The organism is Pseudomonas sp. 22085, assembly GCF_052045815.1.
In the GTDB taxonomy this organism is placed as follows: Bacteria; Pseudomonadota; Gammaproteobacteria; order Pseudomonadales; family Pseudomonadaceae; genus Aquipseudomonas; species Aquipseudomonas glycinae.
The window spans coordinates 218,910-242,561 of record NZ_JBQEQA010000004.1; the positions used below are offsets into that span (position 1 = coordinate 218,910).

The window sequence follows — 23,652 nt, forward strand, 5'->3', positions numbered from 1 at the left end:
TTAGCCAGCGCTAAACTCGAGACACTAAAAAGCCCCGCCCTCTTTCGAGAGGCGGGGCTTTTTATTGCCCGGACTTCAGCTCGCCGAAATCCGCGCAGAAGCCAATCAGGCTTCGGACTTGGCCGCAGCAGCCTTGGCGGATGCTTCCTTGACCAGGGTCTGCAGCTCACCGTTGGCAAACATTTCAGCCATGATGTCGCTGCCGCCGACCAGTTCACCGGCTACCCACAGCTGCGGGAAAGTCGGCCAGTTGGCGTACTTCGGCAGGTTGGCGCGGATTTCCGGGTTCTGCAGGATGTCGACGTAGGCGAACTTCTCGCCGCAGCCCATCACAGCCTGCGCAGCTTTCGCGGAGAAGCCACACTGGGGGGCATTCGGCGAGCCTTTCATGTAAAGCAGAATGGTGTTGTTGGCAATCTGCTCTTTAATCGTTTCGATGATATCCATGGAGCACCTCGGCTGAACTTTCCGACTCATGGGTCGGCACGGTGGCGCATTGTAACGGAATCCCGAGCGCCCTGCTCGGTCTCCCCGACAGACTTGCTCACGCCGCCGCCACGGTCACCGGCACGCCATTGAGCGCCGCATTGCCTGACAGCTCGTCGAGCTGGCATTCATCGGTCAGGTCATTGGCGCTGGAGCCGGGTTGGCTGCTGGCAATCGCCATCTGCACACCCGGCCGGGCGTGGCCCCATCCGTGCGGCAGGCTGACCACGCCCTTCATCATGTCCGCGCTGCCCAGCACTTCGACCTCGATCTGCCCGACCCGTGAACTCACGCGCACAAGCTGACCATCACTGAGCCCGCGACTGGCGAGATCGTCCGGATTCATCAACAGCTGATGACGCGGCTTGCCCTTCACCAGCCGATGGTAATTGTGCATCCACGAATTGTTGCTGCGCACATGACGGCGGCCGATCATCAACAGCTCATCGGCGGCCGGTGCCTGCAACGCGGCGAAGCGTGCAAGGTCGGCGAGGATTTCCGGCGGCGCGGCCTGGACTCGTTGATTGACGGTCTTCAATCGCGGTATCAGGTTGGGTTTCAGCGCCCCAAGATCAACGCCGTGGGGATGATCGAACAGCGTCGCCAGCGACAATTTATGCTCGGACGCATCGCCATAGGCGCCCATGCGCAATCCCATGTCGATCATCTTCGCCGGCGGCATCGTCGGTTTCAGCTCCTTGCCGGTCTTCGCGGCGAAGGCCTTGGCCAGGCCGACGAAGATTTCCCAGTCGTGCAGCGCCCCTTCGGGTTTGGCGAGGATTGCCCGGTTGAATCGAGTGACGTTGCGCACCGCAAACAGATTGAAAGTGGTGTCGTAGTGATCGTTCTCAAGCGCCGAGGTCGACGGCAGGATCAGGTCGGCGTAGCGCGTGGTTTCATTGATATACAGGTCAACGCTGACCATGAACTCCAGCCCGTCCAGCGCATGCTCCAGTTGCCGGCCGTTGGGCGTGGACAACACCGGATTGCCAGCGACGGTGATCAGCGCGCGAATCTGCCCTTCACCCTCGGTGAGCATTTCTTCAGCCAGCGCCGAGACCGGCAACTCGCCACCGTATTCAGGACGCCCGGACACGCGGCTCTGCCATTTGTTGAAATGCCCGCCCGAAGTCGAGGCCACCAGATCCACCGCAGGCTCGGTGCACAGGGCACCGCCGACGCGATCGAGATTGCCGGTCACCAGATTGATCAACTGCACGACCCAATGGCACAGCGTGCCGAAGGCCTGAGTGGAAACCCCCATCCGACCGTAGCAGACGGCGCTTGGCGCAGCGGCGAAGTCCCGGGCCAGTTGGCGGATCTGTTCGGCGGGAACGGCGCACAACGGGCTCATGGCTTCAGCGGTGAATCCCGCCACCGCCGAGCGCACGTCGTCCAGACCGTCCACCGGCAAATGACTGTCAGACGTCAGTCCTTCGCTGAACAGTGTGTTGAGCACACCAAACAACAACGCCGCATCGCCGCCGGGGCGCACGAACAAATGCTGATCGGCCATCGCCGCCGTCTCGCTGCGCCGTGGATCGACCACCACCACTTTGCCGCCTCGGGCCTGGATCGCTTTCAGACGCTTCTCGACATCCGGCACGGTCATGATGCTGCCATTGGACGCCAGCGGATTACCGCCCAGGATCAACATGAAATCGGTGTGATCGATGTCCGGAATCGGCAGCAGCAAGCCGTGGCCATACATCAAGTAACTGGTCAGGTGATGGGGCAGTTGATCGACCGACGTCGCCGAGTAGCGGTTGCGGGTTTTCAACAGGCCGAGGAAGTAATTGCTGTGGGTCATCAGCCCGTAGTTATGCACGCTGGGGTTACCCTGATACACAGCGACTGCGTTCTGCCCGTGACGCTCCTGAATCGCAGAGAGTTTTTCGGCCACCAGTTCGAACGCTTCGTCCCACTCGATGGGCAGCCATTCGCTGCCGACCCGGCGCATCGGCTGGCGCAGGCGATCCGGATCGTTCTGGATGTCTTGCAGCGCCACGGCCTTGGGGCAGATGTGCCCACGACTGAATGTGTCCAGGGCATCGCCCTTGATCGAGGTGATCTGCACCTGGCCGTCGGTTTCGGTGGTTTCGATGGTCAAGCCGCAGATGGCTTCACACAGGTGGCAGGCACGGTGATGGAGAGTCTTGGTCATGGCCAGTCTCTGTCTTGTTCTGGGCAGGCAATGACGCCTGCGGGAACAAAACTATGGCCCGCAGCCCGATGCAGCGCCAGCGACGTTCGTCTTGTGAATCGGTGGCCATCAGGCCGGCCGATAGACCCGCGTCAGTTCGCCGGAAGCTGTGGCGGTGCGGCCAGCTGAATTTCCTGGATGGTCTCGATCTGCTCATGGGCGACGTGGACGCCGGTGAGCTCGCCGATCAGTCGCCAATGCTCGTCGAGCCCGGCGCTGATGGTCGCCATGCGGTCGATCATCTGCCGGCTGGCGGCCTTGACCACGTCGTCTTCGCTGCGCAGCAGTTCGAAGGACATCGAAGTCATCGAGGCGGTGAGGTGGGTCAATGAGCGTGCCGTGTGGCCCAGCAGTTCCATTAACAGTTTTTCTTTCGATTCCATGCGGAGGCTTCCTGCGTCGCTCGTGATTTATTTATAACCCAGCACTTTGCTTTAGCAAATGTTTCAACCTGCGCATCCGACCAAGCGAATCGGTGGTTCACCGGTCGCAAACCGACCAGAGCTGTGCCATCCCCGCCGCGCCTGATTGCCAAGCCCGGTGGGGCCAGTGTACAAATGCCTCGCTGCCCTCTCGAAAACTGACCGGAAATCACAGTGTTCGCACTGTTCCAACCCCGGCGCATTTCTGCAAAAACCGTAGCCTATTGGAAAAACGCGACATTTAGTGTCAATATCGCGCCTTCCCCTATTTCGTCGCCCCCGTGCGGCTTACGCCGCAGGTCTCGCCCGTTGTTCCGATAAACAAGGCTTTGAGCATCTGCGGTTTGTAGCAAAAAGGTAGTCAATGATGAGCGCAAGGCACTTTCTCTCCCTGATGGATTGCACGCCCGAAGAGCTGGTCAGCGTGATCCGTCGAGGCGTTGAGCTCAAGGACCTGCGTAACCGCGGCGTACTGTTCGAGCCTCTGAAAAACCGCGTCCTGGGGATGATCTTCGAAAAATCCTCGACCCGTACCCGGATCTCCTTCGAGGCCGGCATGATCCAGCTCGGCGGCCAGGCGATCTTCCTGTCGCCGCGCGACACCCAGCTGGGCCGTGGCGAGCCGATCGGCGACTGCGCCATTGTCATGTCGAGCATGCTCGACGCGGTGATGATCCGTACCTTTGCCCACAGCACCCTGACCGAATTCGCCGCCAACTCCCGCGTACCGGTGATCAACGGCCTGTCCGATGACCTGCATCCGTGTCAGTTGCTGGCCGACATGCAGACGTTCCTCGAACACCGCGGCTCGATCCAGGGCAAGACTGTGGCCTGGATCGGCGACGGCAACAACATGTGCAACAGCTATATAGAAGCGGCGATCCAGTTCGACTTCCAGTTGCGCGTGGCCTGCCCTGAAGGCTATGAGCCGAATCCTGAATTCGTGGCCAAGGCCGGTGACCGCGTGACCATCGTCCGCGACCCGAAAGACGCCGTGCGCGGCGCGCATCTGGTGAGCACCGACGTCTGGACCTCCATGGGTCAGGAAGAGGAAACCGCCAAGCGCCTCAAACTGTTCGCGCCGTTTCAGGTCAACCGCGCCCTGCTCGACCTGGCTGCCGATGACGTGCTATTCATGCACTGCCTGCCCGCTCACCGCGGTGAGGAAATCAGCCTCGACCTGCTCGATGACCCGCGCTCCGTCGCCTGGGATCAGGCAGAAAACCGTCTCCACGCACAGAAGGCCCTGCTCGAGTTCCTCGTCGAACCGGCATATCACCACGCATGAGTCATGAATTACTGCTGAACCTGCGCAACCTCGCTTGCGGCTATCAAGATCAACGTGTGGTGCAGAACCTCAATCTGCACCTCAATGCCGGTGACATCGGCTGCCTGCTCGGCTCGTCCGGCTGCGGCAAGACCACCACCCTGCGCGCGATTGCCGGTTTCGAGCCGGTCCACGAAGGGGAAATCTCTCTCGGCGGTGAAGTGATCTCCAGCGCCGGTTTCACCCTCGCTCCGGAGAAGCGCCGGATCGGCATGGTGTTCCAGGACTACGCGCTGTTCCCGCACCTGAGTGTCGCGGACAACATCGCCTTCGGCATTCGCAAGCACCCGAACAAGGAGCGCGTGACTGAAGAGCTGCTGGAACTGGTCAACCTGAAGAATCTCGGCAAGCGCTTCCCCCATGAGCTGTCCGGCGGCCAGCAACAACGTGTCGCTCTCGCCCGCGCCCTGGCACCGGAGCCGCAACTATTGCTGCTCGACGAGCCGTTCTCCAACCTCGATGGCGAGTTGCGCCGCAAGCTCAGCCATGAAGTGCGCGATATCCTCAAGGCCCGAGGCACCAGCGCGATTCTGGTGACGCACGACCAGGAAGAAGCCTTCGCCGTCAGCGATCACGTCGGTGTGTTCAAGGAAGGTCGACTGGAGCAGTGGGACACGCCCTATAACCTCTATCACGAACCGGCGACGCCGTTTGTGGCCAGCTTCATCGGTCAGGGTTACTTCATTCGCGGCCAGCTCGGCAGCCCGGAATCGGTGCAGACCGAACTCGGCGAACTGCGCGGCAATCGCGCCTACACCTGGCCGGTCGGTGGCGCGGTGGATGTGCTGCTGCGTCCGGACGACATCGTTTACGCGCCGGACAGTGGATTGAAAGCGCGGATCGTCGGCAAGACGTTCCTCGGCGCCTCGACCCTGTATCGCCTGCAACTGCCGACCGGTGCGCAGCTGGAATCGATCTTCCCAAGCCATGCCGACCATCAGGTGGGTGCGGATGTCGGGATTCGAGTGGCAGCGGAACATCTGGTGCTGTTCCAGGCGTCCGGCAGCACGGCGGCGCAGATTCCGGCGGTGGAAAACGGCGTCCGCCGTTACAGCACCGCGCACTGATCTGCACACAAACAATGAGGGAGCCTGATGGCTCCCTTATTTTTTGCTCTCAGCCCAGCATCAATGTGCCGCTGGCCACCAGCGTCGCATTCCCGCCGATCTTCACCCGCTCACCGTCCAGCCGACAGAACAGCTCGCCGCCCCGCGCCGAACGCTGGCACGCGGTCAGGCTGGATTTACCCAGACGTTTCGACCAGTACGGAATCAGGCTGCAATGGGTCGAGCCGGTCACCGGGTCTTCATTGATACCGATCGCCGGGGCGAAATAGCGCGAGACAAAATCATGCTGATTGCCCCGAGCGGTGACGATCGCGCCCAGCCACGGCAGCTTGGCGAGCGCGACCATGTCCGGCGTGCAATCGAGCACCGCCTGCTCGGACTCCAGCACCACAAACAGCTCGTTGGAACTCAGGACGTCCACCGCCTGAACATTCAGCGCCCGCTCGATCTCCAGGGTGACGCCTTTCTCCACCGCTTCGATGGCCGGGAAATCGAGCCACAACCTGTCGCCTTCGCGGCTGACGCTCAACGGCCCGGACTTGCAGGTGAAGTCCAGACGCTCGGCTGTTTCCTTGTAAACCTCAAACAGCACATAGGCGCTGGCCAGGGTCGCGTGACCACACAGCGGCACCTCGGTGGTCGGCGTGAACCAGCGGATGTGCCACGCCTGCCCTTCGCGCACCAGAAACGCGGTTTCCGCCAGATTGTGCTCGGCGGCGATCTTTTGCATCAGCTCATCCGCAAGCCACGCGTCGAGCCGATAGACCATTGCCGGATTGCCACTGAACGGCCGATCACTGAACGCGTCGACCTGATGAAACTCGAGCTGCATAACCTTCTCCCTGTGTCAGTCGAACGAGCATGCGGCGCCGGCCGGATCAGCGCCAGTGACAGTGCCGGCCAATTTTCTTCATACAGACGTCAAGGGCGCCCGATGTCGGCAAATTTCGCCTGGGTGTGTTCTGCCAATACTGCCGGCGCCAGTTCCACTTCCAGCCCTCGCCGGCCGGCACTGACATAAATGGTCGAAAAAGGCTGGGCCGAATTATCGATGAAGGTACGCAGGCGTTTTTTCTGCCCCAGCGGACTGATGCCGCCCAACAGATAACCGGTGGAGCGCTGCGCGGCGGCCGGGTCGGCCATCTCGACTTTTTTCACGCCGGCGGCGTGGGCGAGCCCCTTGAGGTCGAGACTTCCGACGACCGGCACCACTGCCACCAGCAACTCACCCTTCTCGCTGGCCGCCAGCAGCGTCTTGAACACCTGCGCCGGATCGAGTCCCAGTTTTTCCGCGGCCTCCAGGCCATACGACGCAGCCTTCGGGTCATGTTCGTAACTGTGCACGCGATGTTCGGCACGAACTTTTTTCAACAAGTCCAACGCAGGGGTCATGGCAGCTCCGGGCTCGGCAGTGGCAAAAAATCCTGCGGCGGATTTTAGGCCATCGCTGGGCAAAAGGCTCTACCACGCGCCACGTTTCACGGGGTTTTCAGGCCGATGACGTTCGTGCAGAACGGGTGAACCGCAGGATCATTCACGTGACTGATAGTTTATTTGTGACTGACGGTTCACTTTCGACCTTTGACAGGTTTGTTTCTTGTCTATATTTTTTCGAATCTGAATAATGTAAGAATTATCGTCATCGCAGCACCCAGCAGTAAACCGGGAACAGGATGGGGATCCTGCCTCGGCGAAAATCGCGCCTTGCCCTGTCGGCAACGCGCCAGACAACAACAAAAACCGAGGTTTTCAATGACAACTGCGTTACAGCAACCTTCGCTCTCGAGCCAGTGCCTGGCCGAGTTTCTGGGTACTGCACTCCTGATCTTTTTCGGCACGGGTTGTGTCGCCGCGCTCAAGGTCGCGGGCGCCAGCTTCGGTCTCTGGGAAATCAGCATCATCTGGGGCGTCGGCGTCAGCATGGCGATCTACCTCACCGCCGGCGTTTCCGGCGCGCACCTGAACCCTGCCGTCAGTATCGCCCTGAGCATTTTTGCCGACTTCGAAAAGCGCAAACTGCCGTTCTACATTCTGGCCCAGGTCGCCGGCGCCTTCTGCGGCGCGCTGTTGGTCTACACGCTGTACAGCAACCTGTTCTTCGATTACGAACAAACTCACCATATGGTTCGCGGCACTGAAGCCAGCCTCGAACTGGCATCGGTGTTCTCCACCTTCCCGAACCCTGCGCTGTCGACTGCGCAGGCGTTCCTGGTCGAGGTGATCATCACTGCGATTCTGATGGGCGTGATCATGTCCCTGACCGACGACAACAACGGCCTGCCGAAAGGCCCGCTGGCGCCGCTGCTGATCGGTCTGCTGATTGCCGTGATTGGCAGCTCGATGGGCCCGCTGACCGGTTTCGCGATGAACCCGGCCCGGGACTTCGGCCCGAAACTGATGACTTTCTTCGCCGGCTGGGGTGAAATTTCCTTCACCGGCGCACGTGAAATCCCGTACTTCCTGATTCCGATTTTTGCACCGATTGTCGGTGCCTGCCTCGGCGCTGCCGGGTATCGCGGGCTGATTGCCCGTCACCTGACCGGCGCCACACCTGCTACAAAGGATGCAGAACCGGCCATTGACGGCAAACCAAGAACTTCTTGAAACAGTCGGCGCGGGCTCCTGCCCTTTAGAGCCCGCGCCACGGCCCACTCTCCCTTATTTCGTCCAAGGCAATCGACATGACCGACATTGAGAATAAGAACTACATCATTGCCCTCGATCAGGGTACGACCAGCTCCCGCGCGATCATTTTCGACCGCGACGCGAACGTGGTCTGCACCGCACAACGCGAATTCGCCCAGCATTACCCGCAAGCCGGTTGGGTCGAACACGACCCGATGGAAATCTTCGCCACCCAGAGCGCGGTGATGGTCGAAGCGCTGGCCCAGGCCGGTCTGCATCACGATCAGGTCGCCGCCATCGGCATCACCAACCAGCGTGAAACCACCGTGGTCTGGGACAAGACCACCGGCCGCCCGGTGTACAACGCGATCGTCTGGCAATGCCGGCGCAGCACCGAGATCTGCCAGCAGCTCAAGCGCGACGGTCATGAAGACTACATCCGCGACACCACGGGCCTGGTCACCGACCCGTACTTCTCCGGCACCAAACTGAAGTGGATCCTCGACAACGTCGAAGGCAGCCGTGAGCGCGCACGCAACGGCGAACTGCTGTTCGGCACCGTCGACAGCTGGCTGATCTGGAAATTCACTGGCGGCAAAGTCCACGTCACCGACTACACCAACGCCTCGCGCACCATGCTCTTCAACATCCACACCCTGGAGTGGGACGCGAAGATGCTGGAGATCCTCGACATCCCGCGCGAGATGCTGCCGGAAGTCAAAGCGTCGTCGGAAATCTACGGCCGTACCAAAAGCGGCATCGCCATCGGCGGTATCGCCGGCGACCAGCAGGCTGCGCTGTTCGGCCAGATGTGCGTCGAGCCGGGCCAGGCGAAAAACACCTACGGCACCGGTTGCTTCCTGCTGATGAACACCGGCGACAAAGCGGTGAAATCCCAGCACGGCATGCTCACCACCATCGCCTGCGGCCCGCGCGGCGAAGTGGCCTACGCCCTGGAGGGTGCCGTGTTCAACGGCGGTTCGACCGTACAGTGGCTGCGCGATGAACTGAAAATCGTCAACGACGCCCACGACACCGAATACTTCGCCAATAAAGTGAAGGACAGCAACGGCGTGTATCTGGTGCCAGCCTTCACCGGCCTCGGCGCGCCCTACTGGGACCCGTATGCCCGTGGCGCCCTGTTCGGCCTGACCCGTGGCGTGCGTGTGGATCACATCATCCGCGCGGCACTGGAATCGATTGCCTACCAGACTCGCGACGTCCTCGACGCCATGCAACAGGACTCCGGCGAACGCCTGAAGGCTCTGCGCGTGGACGGCGGTGCGGTGGCGAACAACTTCCTCATGCAGTTCCAGGCCGACATTCTCGGCACTCAGGTCGAGCGTCCGAAAATGCGCGAAACCACGGCACTGGGCGCAGCTTATCTGGCCGGTCTGGCGTGCGGATTCTGGGGCAGCCTGGAAGAACTGCGCGGCAAGGCCGTGATCGAGCGCGAATTCGAACCGAGCCTGGACGAAGTCGAGAAAGAGAAGCTGTATAAAGGCTGGAAAAAAGCTGTCAGCCGTACCCGTGACTGGGCACGTGAAGACGCTGAATAAGCCAACCTGAGTACTCGTATCCGTATGTAACTGGTAGGGAGCGGATTCCTGCGGCATCATGGGCAAATTTTGCACGGCAGCCCAAAGGAAGCCCCATGAATCTGCCTCCCCGTCAGCAGCAAATCCTCGAGCTGGTCCGCGAACGCGGCTATGTGAGCATCGAGGAAATGGCCACGCTGTTCGTTGTTACCCCGCAAACCATCCGCCGCGATATCAATCAACTGGCGGAAGCCAATCTGCTGCGTCGCTACCACGGCGGCGCCGCCTATGATTCCAGCGTCGAAAACACCGCCTACGCGATGCGCGCCGATCAGATGCGCGATGAAAAGCAACGCATCGGCGAAGCCATCGCCGCGCAGATTCCCGATCACGCCTCGCTGTTCATCAACATCGGCACAACGACCGAATCGATTGCCCGCGCCCTGCTCAATCACAGCCATCTGAAGATCATCACCAACAACCTGCACGTCGCTTCGATGCTCAGCGCCAAGGATGATTTCGATGTGTTGCTGACCGGCGGCAACGTGCGTCGCGACGGCGGCGTGGTGGGTCAGGCGAGCGTGGACTTCATCAATCAGTTCAAGGTCGACTTTGCGCTGGTGGGCATCAGTGGCATCGACGAAGACGGCAGCCTGCTCGACTTCGATTACCAGGAAGTGCGCGTATCTCAGGCGATCATCGCCAATGCCCGGCAGGTCATCCTGGCGGCGGACTCCAGCAAGTTCGGCCGTAACGCGATGATCCGCCTCGGCCCGATCAGCCTGATCGATTGCCTGGTGACCGATCAGCAACCGGTGCCGGCCCTGGCGCAACTGCTGAGCCAGCACAAGATTCGCCTGGAAGTCGTTTAACCCCCCCCCCTTTTTATTTCTCGTTCCCACGCTCCGCGTGGGAATGCAGCCCGGGACGCTCCGCGTCCCCTCCCAAGCGCTGACGCAGAGCGTCAATGTATGTATTCCCACGCAGAGCGTGGGAACGATCAGCCACACTGCGTGCAACGATCAGTGCTCTGACGCGCATCTGATGTTCGAATATTTTCTTTTAGCCGCCCTTCGATGAGTTTTTTCAATCGAAGTCGGCTGGCTGCGCGCGTCTTTATGGGCTACCATTTTCGCAAATGAACATTAATGTTCGATTTCCAAGACAGAAAATCAAAAGAGCCCGAGGCCAGCCGATGTCCACCTCTACCTTGCGTACGCCCCCTATCTCCGAGATCTACGATATCGCCGTCATCGGCGGCGGGATCAATGGCGTGGGGATCGCAGCGGATGCCGCCGGTCGCGGTCTTTCGGTGTTCCTTTGCGAAAAGGACGACCTGGCCAGCCACACCTCGTCAGCCAGCAGCAAGCTGATCCACGGTGGCCTGCGCTATCTCGAACATTACGAATTCCGTCTGGTGCGTGAAGCCCTGGCCGAGCGCGAAGTGCTGCTGGCCAAGGCGCCGCACATCGTCAAGCCGATGCGTTTCGTGCTGCCGCACCGCCCGCACCTACGTCCGGCGTGGATGATCCGCGCGGGCCTGTTCCTGTATGACCACCTCGGCAAACGCGAAAAACTCGCCGGTTCCAAGAGCCTGAAGTTCGGCGCCGACAGCGCGCTGAAAAGCGAAATCAGCAAAGGCTTCGAATACTCCGATTGCTGGGTCGACGACGCCCGCCTCGTGGTGCTGAACGCCATGGCCGCCCGTGAAAAAGGCGCGCACATTCACACCCAGACCCGTTGCGTCAGCGCCCGTCGCGCCAAGGGCCTGTGGCACCTGAACCTGGAACGCGCCGACGGCAGCCTGTTTTCGATCACTGCCAAGGCGCTGGTGAACGCCGCCGGCCCGTGGGTCGCCAAGTTCATCCGTGACGACCTGAAGATGGAATCGCCGTACGGCATCCGTCTGATCCAGGGCAGCCACATCATCGTGCCGAAGCTGTACGAAGGCGATCACGCGCATATCCTGCAGAACGAGGATCAGCGCATCGTTTTCACCATTCCGTACCTGAACAACCTGACTCTGATCGGCACCACCGACCGCGAGTACACCGGCGACCCGGCCAAAGTGGCGATCACCGACGGCGAAACCGATTACCTGCTCAAAGTGGTCAACGCCCACTTCAAGAAGCAGATCAGCCGTGACGACATCCTGCACACTTATTCGGGCGTACGTCCGCTGTGCAACGACGAGTCCGACAATCCTTCGGCCGTGACCCGCGACTACACCCTGGCGTTGTCCGGCAGCACCGAAGAAGCGCCGCTGCTGTCGGTGTTCGGCGGCAAGCTGACCACCTACCGCAAGCTCGCGGAATCGGCGATGGCGCAACTGATGCCGTTCTTCACCCAGATGCGTCCGAGCTGGACGGCCACCGCTACCCTGCCCGGCGGCGAAGACATGACCACGCCACAAGCCTTGAGCGCGCTGATCCGCGACAAGTTCGACTGGGTACCGACCGAAATCGCCCGCCGCTGGGCCACCACCTACGGCAGCCGCACCTGGCGCATGCTCGAAGGCGTCGACACCCTGGCCGACATGGGCGAACACATCGGTGGCGGGCTCTACACCCGCGAGGTCGATTACCTGTGCACCGAAGAGTGGGCCACCACGGCACACGACATTCTGTGGCGTCGCAGCAAACTGGGCCTGTTCACCACCCCGGCCGAACAGGAAAAACTGGCGACCTACCTGAACAAGGTCGAGCAGAACCGCAAGATCGAAGCGGCCTGATCTTCAAGCCGCGTTGACGAAAGCCCCTGAATCGCGAGATTCAGGGGCTTTTTGCGTTACTGCGCCAGGTGCAACAGGAGGAAATCGATAAACGCCCGCGACTTGTGCGGCAGATGCGCGGTATTGGGGAATACGACGTTGATCGACTGAGAAGGCAACGTATACGCCGGCAACAGGCGAACCAGGCGTCCGCTGGCGATATCGTCCTCGACCACCCAGCCCGGCAACACCGAGACACCGAGCGACGACAAGGTCATCGAGCGAATCGCCGTGGAGGAATTGGATTCGAAATGGCTGGTGCCATTGACCTCCACCGTACTCCCCCGATCATCGCGCAGTACCCATTGCGTGGGTGCCTGCAAATTGTTGTTGGCAATCCATGGCACACCGTTCAGGTCTTGCGGGTGCGCCACCGGGTGGCGCTCGACAAACGCCGGAGTCGCCACCAGCACGATTTGATAATCCGCCAGCTTGCGGCTCTTGAAAGCCGAATCCGCCAGATTGCCCAGACGCACCACCAGATCCAGCTTTTCCGCCACCAGATCATTCAGTGACGAGTTGAAGTTGTAGCACAGGCGAATTTCCGGATAACGCTCGCTGAACAATGGAATCAACGGAAGTATGAACTTCTCGCCGTATTCACTGGTTGAACTAATTCGTAACTTTCCAGAAACCCGGTTATTACCCTTCAGCACATTGTCAAAGGCATTATCAATGTCCGCGATAATCCCCTTGAACTCTTCATAAAAGTCCTGGCCAATTTCAGTCAGCGATATATTCCGGGTATTGCGGATCAGCAACGTCGCCGAAAGAACTTCTTCCAGCGCCTTGACATGCAGGCTGGCCATGGCTTTGCTGATACTCAGGTAGTTCGCGGCCTTGGTGTAAGAGCCGAAGTCGACCACGGCGAGAAATGTCTGAACCCGATTCAGATGAGAATGCATGGCGGTAGAGTTCACTGTTTAATCCTTTCAAACATTGTTTCAAGGATAGTCGTATCGACACTCCAAGTCCATCGCCCCTATGCTTTGCGACAAAGAGGAAACATCAATGAACTATCGCTACAAGATCGCGCTGATCTTTCTGATCGGCTTTTTTATTGACTGCATAAACATATTCATGTCTGCCGTGGCATTACCGAGCATATCGGCGACATTGCAAGTAAGCAGTTCTTCGGTGGCTTGGGTGGCGAATGCCTACATCCTTGGCCTGACCCTGATCATTCCGGTCAGCACCTGGCTCGCCGGGCGCTTCGGCAGCCGCGAGATTCTCACCGCTTCGATGCTGGTGTTTACCGGCTCCGTATGGATGTGCGGCCTGGCCGACAGCTTCCATGAACTGGTGATCTGGCGCTTCGTCCAGGGCATCGGTGGCGGGTTGTTGATTCCCGTGGGTCAGGCGTTGACCTTCAACCTGTTCCAAGGCGAGCAACGGGCGAAAATCTCCACCCTGGTGATGGCCGTGGCCCTGATCGCCCCGGCCATTTCGCCGACCGTCGGCGGCATCATCGTCGACAGCAGTTCGTGGCGCTGGGTGTTCTACAGCAACATTCCGTTCTCGCTTATCGCTGCCGGATTATCCTGGTTCTGGATTCGCGAGAGCCGACCTGCCAGCCTGGCACGTCCGGATATCCTCGGCCTGCTGCTGGTCAGTGCCGCGCTGGGCAGCCTGCTGATGGGCATGTCGCTATACGGCGGCGACTATCCCGCCATCGAGGCCATTGCCTGTGTCGCGGCGGGCCTGATGTTCGTGGCGCTGTACCTGCTGCATTACCGTCGCAAGAGCGACGCGATCATTGACCTGAGCCTGCTCAAGAGCAAAAAGCTCAGCACCTCGATCTTCATCTATTACGCGATTCCCGGCGTGTTCACCGGGGTCAACCTGATGAGCATCTTCTTTCTGCAGAACACCCTGCACTTCAGCGCCCGCCTGACCGGCATGTTCATGATCCTCTACGCCATCGGAGCCTTCATCGCGATGCTCACCTGCGGCCGGCTCTACAACAAGGTCGGCGCCCGACGCCTGTTCACCCTCGGCATGCTGATCCACAGCGCCGGCATCGTAACCCTGATGCTGGTGGATGCGCCGACCGATATCGGGGTGATCGTCATCGCCTACAGCCTGATGGGCATCGGCGGCGGGATCGGCGCCAACACCGCGCAAACCACCTCGCTGATGGACTTCAAGGGCAGCGAAACCCACAAGGCCAGTGTGATCTGGAACATCAACCGGCAGATGTCGTTCAGCGTCGGCGCGGCCTTGTTCCTGATGATCTACAACCTGCTGCTCAAACAGTTCGACTCAACCCCGGCCTATCACGCCACGTTCGCGATTGCTGCGCTGGTCGGACTGTTCCCACTGCTTCAAATGAGCCAACTGAACCCTCCAAAGGAATGCCATGAACAACAACCCGGTTGAACTAGCCCGCCACAGCATCCACCACGTACATGAACTGATTCATCGTGTCTTCACCAATGCCGACGGCGCCGGCGAGGCCACCATCGCGCCACTGATGGATGTCTTCAGCGAAGACTTCAGCATGGTCACCACCTCGGCCGCCGTGGTTGGGCGAGCCCAGGTCGAGCAGCTGTTCAAAGGTGCGGTCGGTGCCCGTCCAGGCCTGGAGATCGACATCAGCGACCTGCACACAATCTGGCACGAAGGCCCGACTGTCGCCCTTCGCTACAAAGAAACCCATCGCCAGAACCAGTACGAGACGTCGCGCATTTCCTTGGCGATCCTGCACGTGCACCAGCACAGCACCCGCTGGCTTTACCTGCACGAAACACCGCTGGCCCAGGAAAACCCGGCATGAATTACACCGTTACCCATTGCCGGATGCTGTCGGCATCGATCAAGGAAATCACCGTCACCGGCGCTCCCGCCGCCACGCTATCGACCCATGCCGGTGGGCACTTCAAATGGCTGATAGCGCCCTCGGGTGAATGGCGTCATTACTCCACCGTGGAGCTGGGCGACCGCGCCGAAGGTCATTTCACCTTCGCCATTCGCCTTAGCGACGATTCCCTCAGCAGCCAGTACCTGCGCTCGCTCGCGGCCGGCGACCAGGTGCAGCTCGAGGGCCCGTTCAACACTTTCAACTACCCGCTCGACACCCAGACCGGTCGCGACATCGCGATTGCCGGCGGCATCGGCATCACTCCGCTGACCGGCATCCTGCGGCATCTGACAGCCCTGGATCGTTCGGTGCACCTGCATTACTTCGCCCGCAGCGTCGACGATGCGGCCTACGCCGAAGATCTGCGTTCACTGCTGCAAGACCGCATGAACCTGCACCTGTCCGGCCAGCGCCCGGCGATTCACCAGGTACTCGCTGACCTGTGCGCCGAAGACCGGCTCTACGTCTGCGGCCCGGCGGCGATGCTCAACGACATCCTGAGCCACGCCGAATCCGCCGGGCTGCCCCGCGATCGCATTCATCTGGAGGTGTTCAACATCGCCCCGGATGAAGGCTCCCGGGGTTTCACGGTCGAGGCGGCGGATTCCGCTGTGAGCATTGAGGTCGGTGCCGACCAGACCTTGCTCGAAGCCCTGGAGGCCGCGGGCCTGGATCCGATCTCTGACTGCCGTCGCGGCGAGTGCGGCGTCTGCGCGCTGGACGTGCTGGAAGGCGACGTCGAGCACCGGGATTTCATCATGAGCGAACAAGAAGCGGCCTGCAGCGCACGGATCTATCCCTGCGTTTCCCGGGCGAAAAGCCCACGCCTGAAGCTGGCGATCTGAAGAGGACACCCCGTTGGACAACTATTTCAATGGCAGAGAAGTGCACAAGTCTCTGTTCCTTGATCAACAACTGTTCGAACAGGAACAGCAACGCGTCTTTGCCGCAAGCTGGTGCTACCTGGGCCACGACAGCCTGATCCCAGAAACCGGCGATTACTTCACCGCCACCCTCGCCGCCCAGCCGCTGGCCATGGTGCGCCAGAAGAACGGTGACATCGTGGTGCTGCACAACCGTTGCCCGCACAAAGGTGTGAAAGTGCTGGCGCAAGCGCGTGGCAACGTGGGCCGCTTCATGCGTTGCCCCTATCACGCCTGGACGTTCAAGACCGACGGCGAGCTGTTGAGCATCCCGGTGAAAAAGGAATACGACGACTGCGACCTGAGCAGTTGCTCGGCCCACAAGGGCATGCAGCCAGTCGCGGCGGTACGCAACTATCGCGGCTTCGTGTTCGTGCGCCTGAGTGAAACCGGCATGGGTTTCGACGAGTTTTTCGGCGACTCGCTGTCAACGCTGGACAACATGGTCATGCGCTCCCCGCAAGGCAAGCTGCGCGTGGTCGGTCAGCCGCTGCTGCACAAGCATCGCTGCAACTGGAAGATGGTCGTCGACAACCAGACCGATACCTGCCACCCGATGATCGCCCACGAATCCTCGGCCGGCGAAGCCATTCGCCTGTGGAAGGAAACCGGTGACCAGAGCCAGCCTGCGCCGATGGCCGTGGAACTGTTCTCGCCATTCATGGCTTCGTACGAATTCTTCGCCGGCATGGGTATCCGCGTCTGGCCCAACGGCCACGGACACACCGGGGTCAGCAACTCGATCCACAAAGCCTACACGAGCATTCCCGGCTACTGGGAGCTGATGGTGGAAAGCTACGGCGAAGACCAGGCCCGAGCCATCCTCGACGATACCCGGCACAACACCGTGTATTTCCCCAACCTGATGGTCAAGGGCCCGATCCAGACCTTGCGGGTGATCCGCCCGGTCAGCGCAACGGAAACCATCGTCGAGTCGTGGATCTTCGAACTGCAAGGCGCTCCGGTGCAGTTGCTGGAGCGCACCGTGCAGTACAACAACCTGATCAACTCGCCATGCTCGATGGTCGCCCATGACGACGTGGAGATGTACGAGCGCGCCATGGAAGGCCTGCACAGCGACGCCAACGAATGGGTCAACGTTGCCCGCCTGTTCGAACCGGGCGAGACCTACGATCAGACCCGCGTAGTGTCCGGCACCAGTGAACTGGCGATGCGCAACTTCTACGACAACTGGCAAAACCTGATGCGGGATGACCATGCACCACGATCAAACTGAACGGGCCATCGAGCGTTTGCTCGAGACCGAAATGCACCTGCTCGATCAACAGGACTTCGACGCCTGGCAGCAATTGCTGAGCGATGACTACACCTACTGGATTCCGATGACCCGCGAACAGCGCAGCCCGCTGCACGAATCCTCGCTGGTGTATGAAGACCGCTTCCTGACCACCCTGCGCATCAACCGCCTGGCCAATGCCCGCAACTTTTCCCAACAGCCGAAAAGCCGTTGCCTGCACATTGCCCAGCGCCCCCGGATCACGATTGAAGAGCCGTCGTACAGCGCCGTTGCCAGCAGCAATCTGCTGTATTGCGAAGCCCGCGGCGAGCGCGAATGGCATTACCCCGCCACCGTCGAACATCGGCTGATCAATCTCGACGGCGAGTGGAAAATCCAGGGCAAGAAGATCCTGTTGCTCAACCCCGATCGCGCCCTCGAAAGCCTGCAGCTCATTATCTGACCGACCGAGAATTACCCCTGTGAACTCCATGAACAATCCTGCCAGCCAGGATACCGCGTGCCTGTCTTTCCCTTATGTCGACCTGCTCTACGATTACGGTCAGTTCCTGCGCAACGCCGACCAGGCCATCGGAAATCTGCCGGCACTCACGGCGGAAAAACACATCGGCATCGTCGGCGCCGGCCTGACCGGGCTGGTGGCGGCCTATGAATTGCTGCGCGCCGGTGCCCGTCGCGTGACCCTGTTCGAGGCCGAAGCAAGCCACATCGGCGGTCGCCTGTTGACTCAATGCTTCGATGACGAACAACCGCAGTTCATCGCGGAAATGGGCGCCATGCGCTTTCCACCGAGCGAGGTCGGGCTGTTCCATTACCTGAACAAGTTCGGCATCCAGACCACCGAAGCCTTTCCCGATCCGGGGGTGGTCGATACTGAGCTGCACTACCGTGGCGAGGCCCATCACTGGGCCGCGATGCAACCGCCGCCAGCGCTGTTCAGCACCGTGCATCAGGGCTGGAATGCCTTCCTGCGCGAAGGCGCGGTACTGGACGACGGCACCCGCCTTGCCCCGCCGCTGCTGCTGACCGAAATGCTCAAGCAGCACAATTACTGCGAAGTGCAGCCGGAATGGCAACGCTATCTGGACTGCTTCGGTGACAGCTCTTTCTATTCGGCGATGGTGCGTATCTTCACCAGCAAGAACCCGCCGGGCGGCAAGGTCTGGCGCAAACCGGAAGACTTCCACCTGTTCGGCTCGCTGGGCATCGGTTCCGGTGGTTTCCAGTCGGTCTATCGCGCCTCGTTCACCGAGATTCTGCGGCTGGTGGTCAACGCGCTGGAAGTCAATCAGCGACTGGTGCCGAACGGCATCTCCTCGCTGGCCGAGTTGATTGCCGACACCCGGTTCAATGGCATGCAACTGCGCGACATGATCTGCCGTACCCGCATCGAATCGATCAACAGGGGGGCCGACGGGCAAATCCTGCTGGCCGGCAGCAACGGTGAAACCTACGCCTGCGACCGGGTGATCACCACCACCACGACCCGCGCCTTGCAGGTCAATCTCAAGCTCACCCAGAACCAGGCGTTCGTCAATCGCGACGTGGCCCGGGCCATCAATGAAACCCACATGGTCGGGTCCTCCAAGCTGTTCATCCTGACCAGGGACAAGTTCTGGCTCAAACATGGCCTGGCGCAGAACATCCAGACCGACACCCTCGTCAAGGGCGTGTACTGCCTGGATTACGCGCCACAGGACCCGGATTCATGGGGCGTGGTGCTGATCAGTTACACCTGGGAAGACGACTCGCACAAGATGGTCTCCATGACCGACAAAGTGCAGCGCTGCCTGCGCCTGGTGGACGAGCTGGCGATGAGCGCGCCGGAATTCGCCCGCCACCTGATCCCGCTCAACGGCGACTACCAGCGCTACGTGCTCGAATACGACTGGCTGACCGACAAGCATGCCCTCGGCGCCTTCAAGCTGAATTTCCCCGGCGACGACATCTATTCCGAACGTCTGTTCTATCAGTTCCGCACCGCTCTCGATCCGCGTCAGGACACCGGTCTTTACCTGGCGGGCTGCGGCGCTTCGTTCACCGGCGGCTGGGCCGAAGGTTCGATCCAGACAGCCCTGAACGCAGCCTGCTCGGTCATCAGCAGCCTGGGTGGCGATCTGATCGACGGTAATCCGCTCGACGGGCTGGTTCCGCAGTACCGCTACTGCTGATTGCGTTCCTTTCTTTTCGCCGAGATTCTCCATGTACAGACAGTTTTCCATCGAACAACTCGTCAACGGATTTCGCCGTGGCGAGCTCTGCCTCGACACTTGGCAGCAAGCCCTGCGCGAGCGCCATGACCGGGCGCAGCATCTGCACAGTTTCATCACCTTCGACCCCGCGCTGTTCGCCTACACGCCGGACGCGGATCGCCAGGCGCCGCTTTACGGGCTGCCGGTATCCTTCAAGGACAACATCAATGTCAGCGGCATGCCGACCACGGCCGGCACCCCTGGCCTGGCCGATTACCGGCCGCAGCACGACGCCGGTATCGTGGCGCGCTTCAAGCAACTGGGCGCGCGGGTGGTGGGCAAGAACAACATGCACGAACTGTCGTTCGGCGTGACGTCGGCCAACCACACCTACGGCGCGGTCATCAACCCGGCCAACGAGCTGCATGGCGCCGGTGGCAGCAGCGGTGGCTGTGCCGCCGCTGTCGCCGCCGGGCTGGTGCCCTGCGCGGTAGGCACTGATACAGGCGGCTCGGTGCGTATACCGGCGGCGTTCTGCGGCGTCGTCGGGATGCGCCCGACGACCGGCGAATACCCGGCCGACGGCATCGTCCCGGTCTCGCAGACCAAGGACACACCAGGCCTGCTGACGCGTACAGTGGAAGACTGCCGGTTCGTCCACGGCCAACTGAGCGGCCGACACCTGCCAGCACTGCCCGAAGATCGTGCTCTGCGCATCGGAATTCCCGAGCGTTTCCTCTGGGCCGATCTGGACAACAACGTCAGCCGCGATTGCCGTGCCGCCATCGATGCGCTCGCCAGCGCCGGCATGGAAATCGTTGCGGTCGACGATACGGTGATCGGCGAGATCAACGAGTGCATCCAGTTCCCGCTGCCGATCTACGAATTCTTCATCGACTTTCCACGGTTTCTGATGAAGGAAGGCCGCGGCGCAGAATTCCTCGACATCCTGGCGCGGATCGGCGATCCCGGAATCAAGAAAATCCTCACTGCACAGCTGCAAAACCCGGCAATTTCCTATACCGACTATGTGCAGGCCTTGATGGGCAAGGTCCGGCTGGAGCAGGAGTACCGGCAACTGTTCAGCCACCACCAGCTGGATCTGTTGGCCTACCCGACGGTCAGTTGCAGTGCGCCGTTGCTGGCTGATTGCGCGGATGAAAGCCATTTCGAGCGGTTCGTGCGCAACACCGATCCGGCCAGCAACCTGGCAGCGCCGAGCATGACCGTGCCGGTGGCGGCGAAGGGTTCGCTGCCGGTAGGCCTGTCGTTCGATGCATTGCCGGGGCAGGACGGATTTCTGTTGCAAGCAGTGAGTCGGTTGTCCCCCCTGCTGAACATCCGATGAGCACGGCTCGCCCCGGCAAGGGGCGAGCTGGATCGAATCCTTCATGACAAAATCAATGCAGGCCCTGCCATGCGTGCCACGCCACTTGCTTCATCCACTTCCACCGCCGCACTCGAACGCTCGCCCTCGGTCCTCGGCGGCGCCATGATCATCGGCGGAACCATCGTCGGCGCCGGAATGTTTTCCCTGCCGGTGGTCATGTCCGGGCTATGGTTTTACGGTTCAGTCGCCGTGTTGGTGTTTGCCTGGTTCTGTACTTTGCATTCGGGCCTGATGATTCTCGAGGCCAACCTCAACTACCACGAAGGCGCGAGTTTCTCGACCATCACCCGTGATCTGCTGGGGCGCACGTGGAACCGGATCAACGGCCTGAGCATTGTTTTCGTGCTCTACACGCTGACCTACGCCTACATTTCCGCCAGCGGTTCAGTGATCCATCACACCGTCCAGTCCATGGGCATCTCGCTGCCACCGCGCATCGGCGGGCTGGGCTTCACCGTGCTGGTGGCGTTCATCGTCTGGCTCAGCACCTCGGCGGTGAGCCGGATGACCACCGTGGTGTTCGGCGCGAAGATCCTTGCATTCTTTCTGACCTTCGGCGGCCTGCTCGGCCATGTACAACCGGCCACGCTGTTCGACCTGAACAGCGGCACCACCCACTACTGGCCCTACTTGCTGGTGACTCTGCCCTTCTGCCTGACTTCGTTCGGATTTCACGGCAACGTACCGAGCCTGATGAAGCATTTCGGCAAGGACCCGCAGCGAATCCGTGCGTGCCTGCTGGGCGGCACGCTGATCGCTCTGGGCCTGTATCTGATATGGATGCTGTGCAGCATGGGCAACATTGAGCGCGAAGCCTTCAAAGGCATCGCCCGGCGCGGCGGCAACATCGACGTGCTGATCAGCGCTCTGGGCTCACGTCTGGACAGTGCCAATGTCGACCTGCTGCTGACTTTATTTTCCAACTTCGCCGTGGCCTGCTCGTTTCTCGGCGTGACCCTGGGCCTGTTCGACTATCTGGCTGACGTGCTCGGTTTCGATGATCGGCCCATGGGCCGCCTGCGAACCGCTGCCGCGACCTTCCTGCCACCGATGCTCTGCGGGTTTCTCTGGCCGGAAGGCTTCATTCACGCCATCGGCTTCGCCGGGCTGGCCGCCACGCTCTGGGCCGTCATCACCCCGGCATTGCTGGCCAGGGCCTCGCGCAAACGCTTTGGCAGCCCGCTCTATCGGGTCTGGGGCGGGACGCCAATGATCGGCCTGGTACTGTTTTTCGGAGTGATCTGCGCGGTTTCGCACCTGCTGTTCACCCTCGACCTGCTGCCGGTCTGGCGCTGAATCGCCGCATTCGGTTTTCCGAACGCGACCCGTCGGTCGGTTCGGATTACCGGATCAGAAACGTTGAAAAACACCATCACAAAACTTTAATAACCAACAAAATCAACCAGTTAACTTGTTGCAACTGGTCTGGCACGACTCATGCTCTACACTCCTTCGACGAATGCCTGTTGCGCCAACACAACCGGAGCCGTCAGGCATTCGAAGTACAAAAGGGCCCGCTCAAACGGCTCCATAAAAAAAACAATGTCGAGGAAAATTTGATGCGCATCGTTCCCCATATCCTGGGCGCAGCCATTGCTGCCGCTCTGATCAGCACACCAGTTTTCGCTGCCGAACTCACCGGCACCCTTAAGAAGATCAACGACTCGGGCACCATCACGCTCGGTCACCGTGACAGTTCCATCCCGTTCTCCTACATCGCCGATGCTTCGGGCAAACCCGTGGGCTACTCCCACGACATTCAGGTCGCTATCGTCGAAGCCCTGAAAAAAGACCTGAACAAGCCTGACCTGAACGTCAAGTACAACCTGGTCACCTCGCAAACCCGTATCCCGCTGGTACAGAACGGCACCGTGGACATCGAGTGCGGCTCCACCACCAACAATGCCGAACGCGCCCAGCAAGTCGCCTTCACCACCAACATCTTCGAAATCGGCACCCGCCTGCTGGTCAAGAAAGACAAGGATGGCAACCCGTCCTACAAGGATTTTGCTGACCTGAAAGGTAAAAACGTCGTGACCACCGCCGGCACCACGTCCGAGCGCATCATCAAAGCGATGAACGCCGACAAGCAGATGGGCATGAACATCATCTCCGCCAAAGACCACGGCGAATCCTTCAACATGCTGGAAAGCGGCCGCGCCGTTGCCTTCATGATGGACGACGCCCTGCTGGCCGGTGAAGAAGCCAAGGCCAAGAAGCCGGCCGACTGGATCATCACCGGTACGCCGCAGTCCTTCGAAGCCTACGCGTGCATGGTTCGCAAGGACGACCCGGCCTTCAAGAAGGCTGTCGATGACGCCATCGTCGGCCTGTACAAGTCTGGCGAGATCAACAAGATCTACGACAAGTGGTTCACCCAACCGATCCCGCCAAAAAACCTCAACCTGAATTTCAAGATGAGCGAGCAGGTCAAGAAACTGATCGAGAACCCGAGCGACAAGCCGGCGCCTGACGTAAAAATCTGATTCCTGACTAACCTTATCGCCTGAGGGAGCCACCCTCCCTCAGGCGTCTGTTACTACCTGCTGGCTTTACTGTGGAACACTCGACCTGGCGGTTTCCGAGCCGAT

21 protein-coding genes are annotated in these 23,652 nt (G+C 60.5%); 15 read left to right on the forward strand and 6 right to left on the reverse strand.

The annotated features are described in order from the left end of the window. Positions 1-105: 105 nt before the first annotated feature. From grxD to ACTJK7_RS06445, 3 genes are all read right to left on the reverse strand, one after another. Complete coding sequence (gene grxD, locus ACTJK7_RS06435; RefSeq protein ID WP_039765841.1) at positions 106-447, reverse strand: Grx4 family monothiol glutaredoxin; 342 nt, start codon at positions 445-447, stop codon at positions 106-108. Positions 448-544: 97 nt separating this feature from the next. Then, the gene (locus ACTJK7_RS06440) at positions 545-2,650 is read right to left on the reverse strand and encodes a molybdopterin oxidoreductase family protein (protein ID WP_440779865.1); all 2,106 of its coding nucleotides are present in this window, start codon (positions 2,648-2,650) and stop codon (positions 545-547) included. A 131-nt stretch (positions 2,651-2,781) separates the two neighbouring features. Next, on the reverse strand, positions 2,782-3,072 hold the full coding sequence (locus ACTJK7_RS06445; RefSeq protein WP_007963969.1) for a hypothetical protein: 291 nt from the start codon (positions 3,070-3,072) through the stop codon (positions 2,782-2,784). A 406-nt stretch (positions 3,073-3,478) separates the two neighbouring features. Here ACTJK7_RS06445 and argF point away from each other — a divergent pair, with 406 nt between their 5' ends. Together argF and ACTJK7_RS06455 are read left to right on the forward strand one after the other, a co-directional pair. Further along, positions 3,479-4,399, forward strand: a complete 921-nt coding sequence (argF, locus tag ACTJK7_RS06450) for an ornithine carbamoyltransferase (RefSeq protein WP_039765834.1) — start codon at positions 3,479-3,481, stop codon at positions 4,397-4,399. After that, positions 4,396-5,505 (forward strand): ABC transporter ATP-binding protein, encoded by a 1,110-nt coding sequence (locus ACTJK7_RS06455; protein ID WP_011335744.1) that lies wholly within the window; start codon positions 4,396-4,398, stop codon positions 5,503-5,505. Before argF ends, ACTJK7_RS06455 begins: the two co-directional genes overlap by 4 nt. A 49-nt stretch (positions 5,506-5,554) precedes the next feature. Here the strand turns inward: ACTJK7_RS06455 and ACTJK7_RS06460 are convergent, their stop codons facing one another. Continuing rightward, complete coding sequence (locus tag ACTJK7_RS06460; RefSeq protein ID WP_108563140.1) at positions 5,555-6,337, reverse strand: PhzF family phenazine biosynthesis protein; 783 nt, start codon at positions 6,335-6,337, stop codon at positions 5,555-5,557. Between the two features lie 89 nt (positions 6,338-6,426). Continuing rightward, a complete protein-coding gene (gene ybaK, locus ACTJK7_RS06465) occupies positions 6,427-6,897 on the reverse strand; it encodes a Cys-tRNA(Pro) deacylase (RefSeq protein WP_064383838.1) in 471 nt (156 codons plus the stop codon). Between the two features lie 360 nt (positions 6,898-7,257). Between ybaK and ACTJK7_RS06470 the strand changes: the two genes are divergently transcribed. The 4 genes from ACTJK7_RS06470 (at position 7,258) to glpD (ending at position 12,399) form a co-directional block, all read left to right on the forward strand. Continuing rightward, entirely contained in the window at positions 7,258-8,109 is an 852-nt protein-coding gene (locus ACTJK7_RS06470) for an MIP/aquaporin family protein (RefSeq protein ID WP_011335747.1), read from the forward strand. 77 nt (positions 8,110-8,186) lie between these two features. Continuing rightward, positions 8,187-9,689: a glycerol kinase GlpK gene (gene glpK, locus ACTJK7_RS06475; protein ID WP_011335748.1), complete on the forward strand. Its 1,503-nt coding sequence runs from the start codon at positions 8,187-8,189 to the stop codon at positions 9,687-9,689. Positions 9,690-9,784: 95 nt separating this feature from the next. Continuing rightward, the gene (locus ACTJK7_RS06480; RefSeq protein ID WP_007953179.1) at positions 9,785-10,540 is read left to right on the forward strand and encodes a DeoR/GlpR family transcriptional regulator; all 756 of its coding nucleotides are present in this window, start codon (positions 9,785-9,787) and stop codon (positions 10,538-10,540) included. A 323-nt stretch (positions 10,541-10,863) separates the two neighbouring features. Continuing rightward, positions 10,864-12,399: a glycerol-3-phosphate dehydrogenase gene (gene glpD, locus ACTJK7_RS06485; protein ID WP_085654760.1), complete on the forward strand. Its 1,536-nt coding sequence runs from the start codon at positions 10,864-10,866 to the stop codon at positions 12,397-12,399. A 56-nt stretch (positions 12,400-12,455) separates the two neighbouring features. Here the strand turns inward: glpD and ACTJK7_RS06490 are convergent, their stop codons facing one another. Then, positions 12,456-13,343 (reverse strand): LysR family transcriptional regulator, encoded by an 888-nt coding sequence (locus tag ACTJK7_RS06490; protein WP_064383840.1) that lies wholly within the window; start codon positions 13,341-13,343, stop codon positions 12,456-12,458. A 106-nt stretch (positions 13,344-13,449) separates the two neighbouring features. On the opposite strand from ACTJK7_RS06490, the gene ACTJK7_RS06495 reads away from it, so the two are divergent. The 9 genes from ACTJK7_RS06495 (at position 13,450) to ACTJK7_RS06535 (ending at position 23,547) form a co-directional block, all read left to right on the forward strand. Next, positions 13,450-14,817 (forward strand): MFS transporter, encoded by a 1,368-nt coding sequence (locus ACTJK7_RS06495; RefSeq protein WP_108563141.1) that lies wholly within the window; start codon positions 13,450-13,452, stop codon positions 14,815-14,817. Next, a complete protein-coding gene (locus ACTJK7_RS06500) occupies positions 14,798-15,214 on the forward strand; it encodes a DUF4440 domain-containing protein (RefSeq protein WP_108563142.1) in 417 nt (138 codons plus the stop codon). The genes ACTJK7_RS06495 and ACTJK7_RS06500 overlap by 20 nt, the downstream gene beginning before the upstream one ends. Further along, the gene (locus tag ACTJK7_RS06505) at positions 15,211-16,143 is read left to right on the forward strand and encodes a PDR/VanB family oxidoreductase (protein ID WP_064383843.1); all 933 of its coding nucleotides are present in this window, start codon (positions 15,211-15,213) and stop codon (positions 16,141-16,143) included. The genes ACTJK7_RS06500 and ACTJK7_RS06505 overlap by 4 nt, the downstream gene beginning before the upstream one ends. 40 nt (positions 16,144-16,183) lie before the next feature. Next, complete coding sequence (locus ACTJK7_RS06510; protein ID WP_234420588.1) at positions 16,184-17,458, forward strand: aromatic ring-hydroxylating dioxygenase subunit alpha; 1,275 nt, start codon at positions 16,184-16,186, stop codon at positions 17,456-17,458. Beyond that, positions 17,439-17,921: an aromatic-ring-hydroxylating dioxygenase subunit beta gene (locus ACTJK7_RS06515; RefSeq protein ID WP_064383845.1), complete on the forward strand. Its 483-nt coding sequence runs from the start codon at positions 17,439-17,441 to the stop codon at positions 17,919-17,921. Before ACTJK7_RS06510 ends, ACTJK7_RS06515 begins: the two co-directional genes overlap by 20 nt. A gap of 28 nt (positions 17,922-17,949) precedes the next feature. Beyond that, positions 17,950-19,650: an NAD(P)/FAD-dependent oxidoreductase gene (locus ACTJK7_RS06520; RefSeq protein ID WP_440779868.1), complete on the forward strand. Its 1,701-nt coding sequence runs from the start codon at positions 17,950-17,952 to the stop codon at positions 19,648-19,650. Between the two features lie 31 nt (positions 19,651-19,681). Then, positions 19,682-21,019 carry an amidase family protein gene (locus ACTJK7_RS06525; protein WP_064383847.1) on the forward strand — a complete coding sequence of 446 codons (1,338 nt, stop codon included), beginning with the start codon at positions 19,682-19,684 and terminating at the stop codon, positions 21,017-21,019. Positions 21,020-21,088: 69 nt separating this feature from the next. Continuing rightward, positions 21,089-22,357: a tryptophan permease gene (gene mtr, locus ACTJK7_RS06530; protein WP_440779869.1), complete on the forward strand. Its 1,269-nt coding sequence runs from the start codon at positions 21,089-21,091 to the stop codon at positions 22,355-22,357. A gap of 263 nt (positions 22,358-22,620) precedes the next feature. Further along, on the forward strand, positions 22,621-23,547 hold the full coding sequence (locus ACTJK7_RS06535) for a glutamate/aspartate ABC transporter substrate-binding protein (RefSeq protein ID WP_108563146.1): 927 nt from the start codon (positions 22,621-22,623) through the stop codon (positions 23,545-23,547). Positions 23,548-23,652: the final 105 nt, after the last annotated feature.

Coding starts and splice junctions, on each gene's coding strand:
- ACTJK7_RS06500 (WP_108563142.1), top strand. CDS start 14,798: ATGAACAACAACCCGGTTGAACTAGCCCGCCACAGCATCCACCACGTA.
- ACTJK7_RS06525 (WP_064383847.1), top strand. CDS start 19,682: ATGTACAGACAGTTTTCCATCGAACAACTCGTCAACGGATTTCGCCGT.
- glpD (WP_085654760.1), top strand. CDS start 10,864: ATGTCCACCTCTACCTTGCGTACGCCCCCTATCTCCGAGATCTACGAT.
- grxD (WP_039765841.1), bottom strand. CDS start 447: ATGGATATCATCGAAACGATTAAAGAGCAGATTGCCAACAACACCATT.
- ACTJK7_RS06455 (WP_011335744.1), top strand. CDS start 4,396: ATGAGTCATGAATTACTGCTGAACCTGCGCAACCTCGCTTGCGGCTAT.
- ACTJK7_RS06440 (WP_440779865.1), bottom strand. CDS start 2,650: ATGACCAAGACTCTCCATCACCGTGCCTGCCACCTGTGTGAAGCCATC.
- ACTJK7_RS06520 (WP_440779868.1), top strand. CDS start 17,950: ATGAACAATCCTGCCAGCCAGGATACCGCGTGCCTGTCTTTCCCTTAT.
- ACTJK7_RS06495 (WP_108563141.1), top strand. CDS start 13,450: ATGAACTATCGCTACAAGATCGCGCTGATCTTTCTGATCGGCTTTTTT.
- ACTJK7_RS06515 (WP_064383845.1), top strand. CDS start 17,439: ATGCACCACGATCAAACTGAACGGGCCATCGAGCGTTTGCTCGAGACC.
- ACTJK7_RS06460 (WP_108563140.1), bottom strand. CDS start 6,337: ATGCAGCTCGAGTTTCATCAGGTCGACGCGTTCAGTGATCGGCCGTTC.
- ACTJK7_RS06490 (WP_064383840.1), bottom strand. CDS start 13,343: ATGCATTCTCATCTGAATCGGGTTCAGACATTTCTCGCCGTGGTCGAC.
- argF (WP_039765834.1), top strand. CDS start 3,479: ATGAGCGCAAGGCACTTTCTCTCCCTGATGGATTGCACGCCCGAAGAG.
- mtr (WP_440779869.1), top strand. CDS start 21,089: ATGCGTGCCACGCCACTTGCTTCATCCACTTCCACCGCCGCACTCGAA.
- ACTJK7_RS06470 (WP_011335747.1), top strand. CDS start 7,258: ATGACAACTGCGTTACAGCAACCTTCGCTCTCGAGCCAGTGCCTGGCC.
- glpK (WP_011335748.1), top strand. CDS start 8,187: ATGACCGACATTGAGAATAAGAACTACATCATTGCCCTCGATCAGGGT.
- ACTJK7_RS06535 (WP_108563146.1), top strand. CDS start 22,621: ATGCGCATCGTTCCCCATATCCTGGGCGCAGCCATTGCTGCCGCTCTG.
- ACTJK7_RS06505 (WP_064383843.1), top strand. CDS start 15,211: ATGAATTACACCGTTACCCATTGCCGGATGCTGTCGGCATCGATCAAG.
- ACTJK7_RS06445 (WP_007963969.1), bottom strand. CDS start 3,072: ATGGAATCGAAAGAAAAACTGTTAATGGAACTGCTGGGCCACACGGCA.
- ACTJK7_RS06480 (WP_007953179.1), top strand. CDS start 9,785: ATGAATCTGCCTCCCCGTCAGCAGCAAATCCTCGAGCTGGTCCGCGAA.
- ybaK (WP_064383838.1), bottom strand. CDS start 6,897: ATGACCCCTGCGTTGGACTTGTTGAAAAAAGTTCGTGCCGAACATCGC.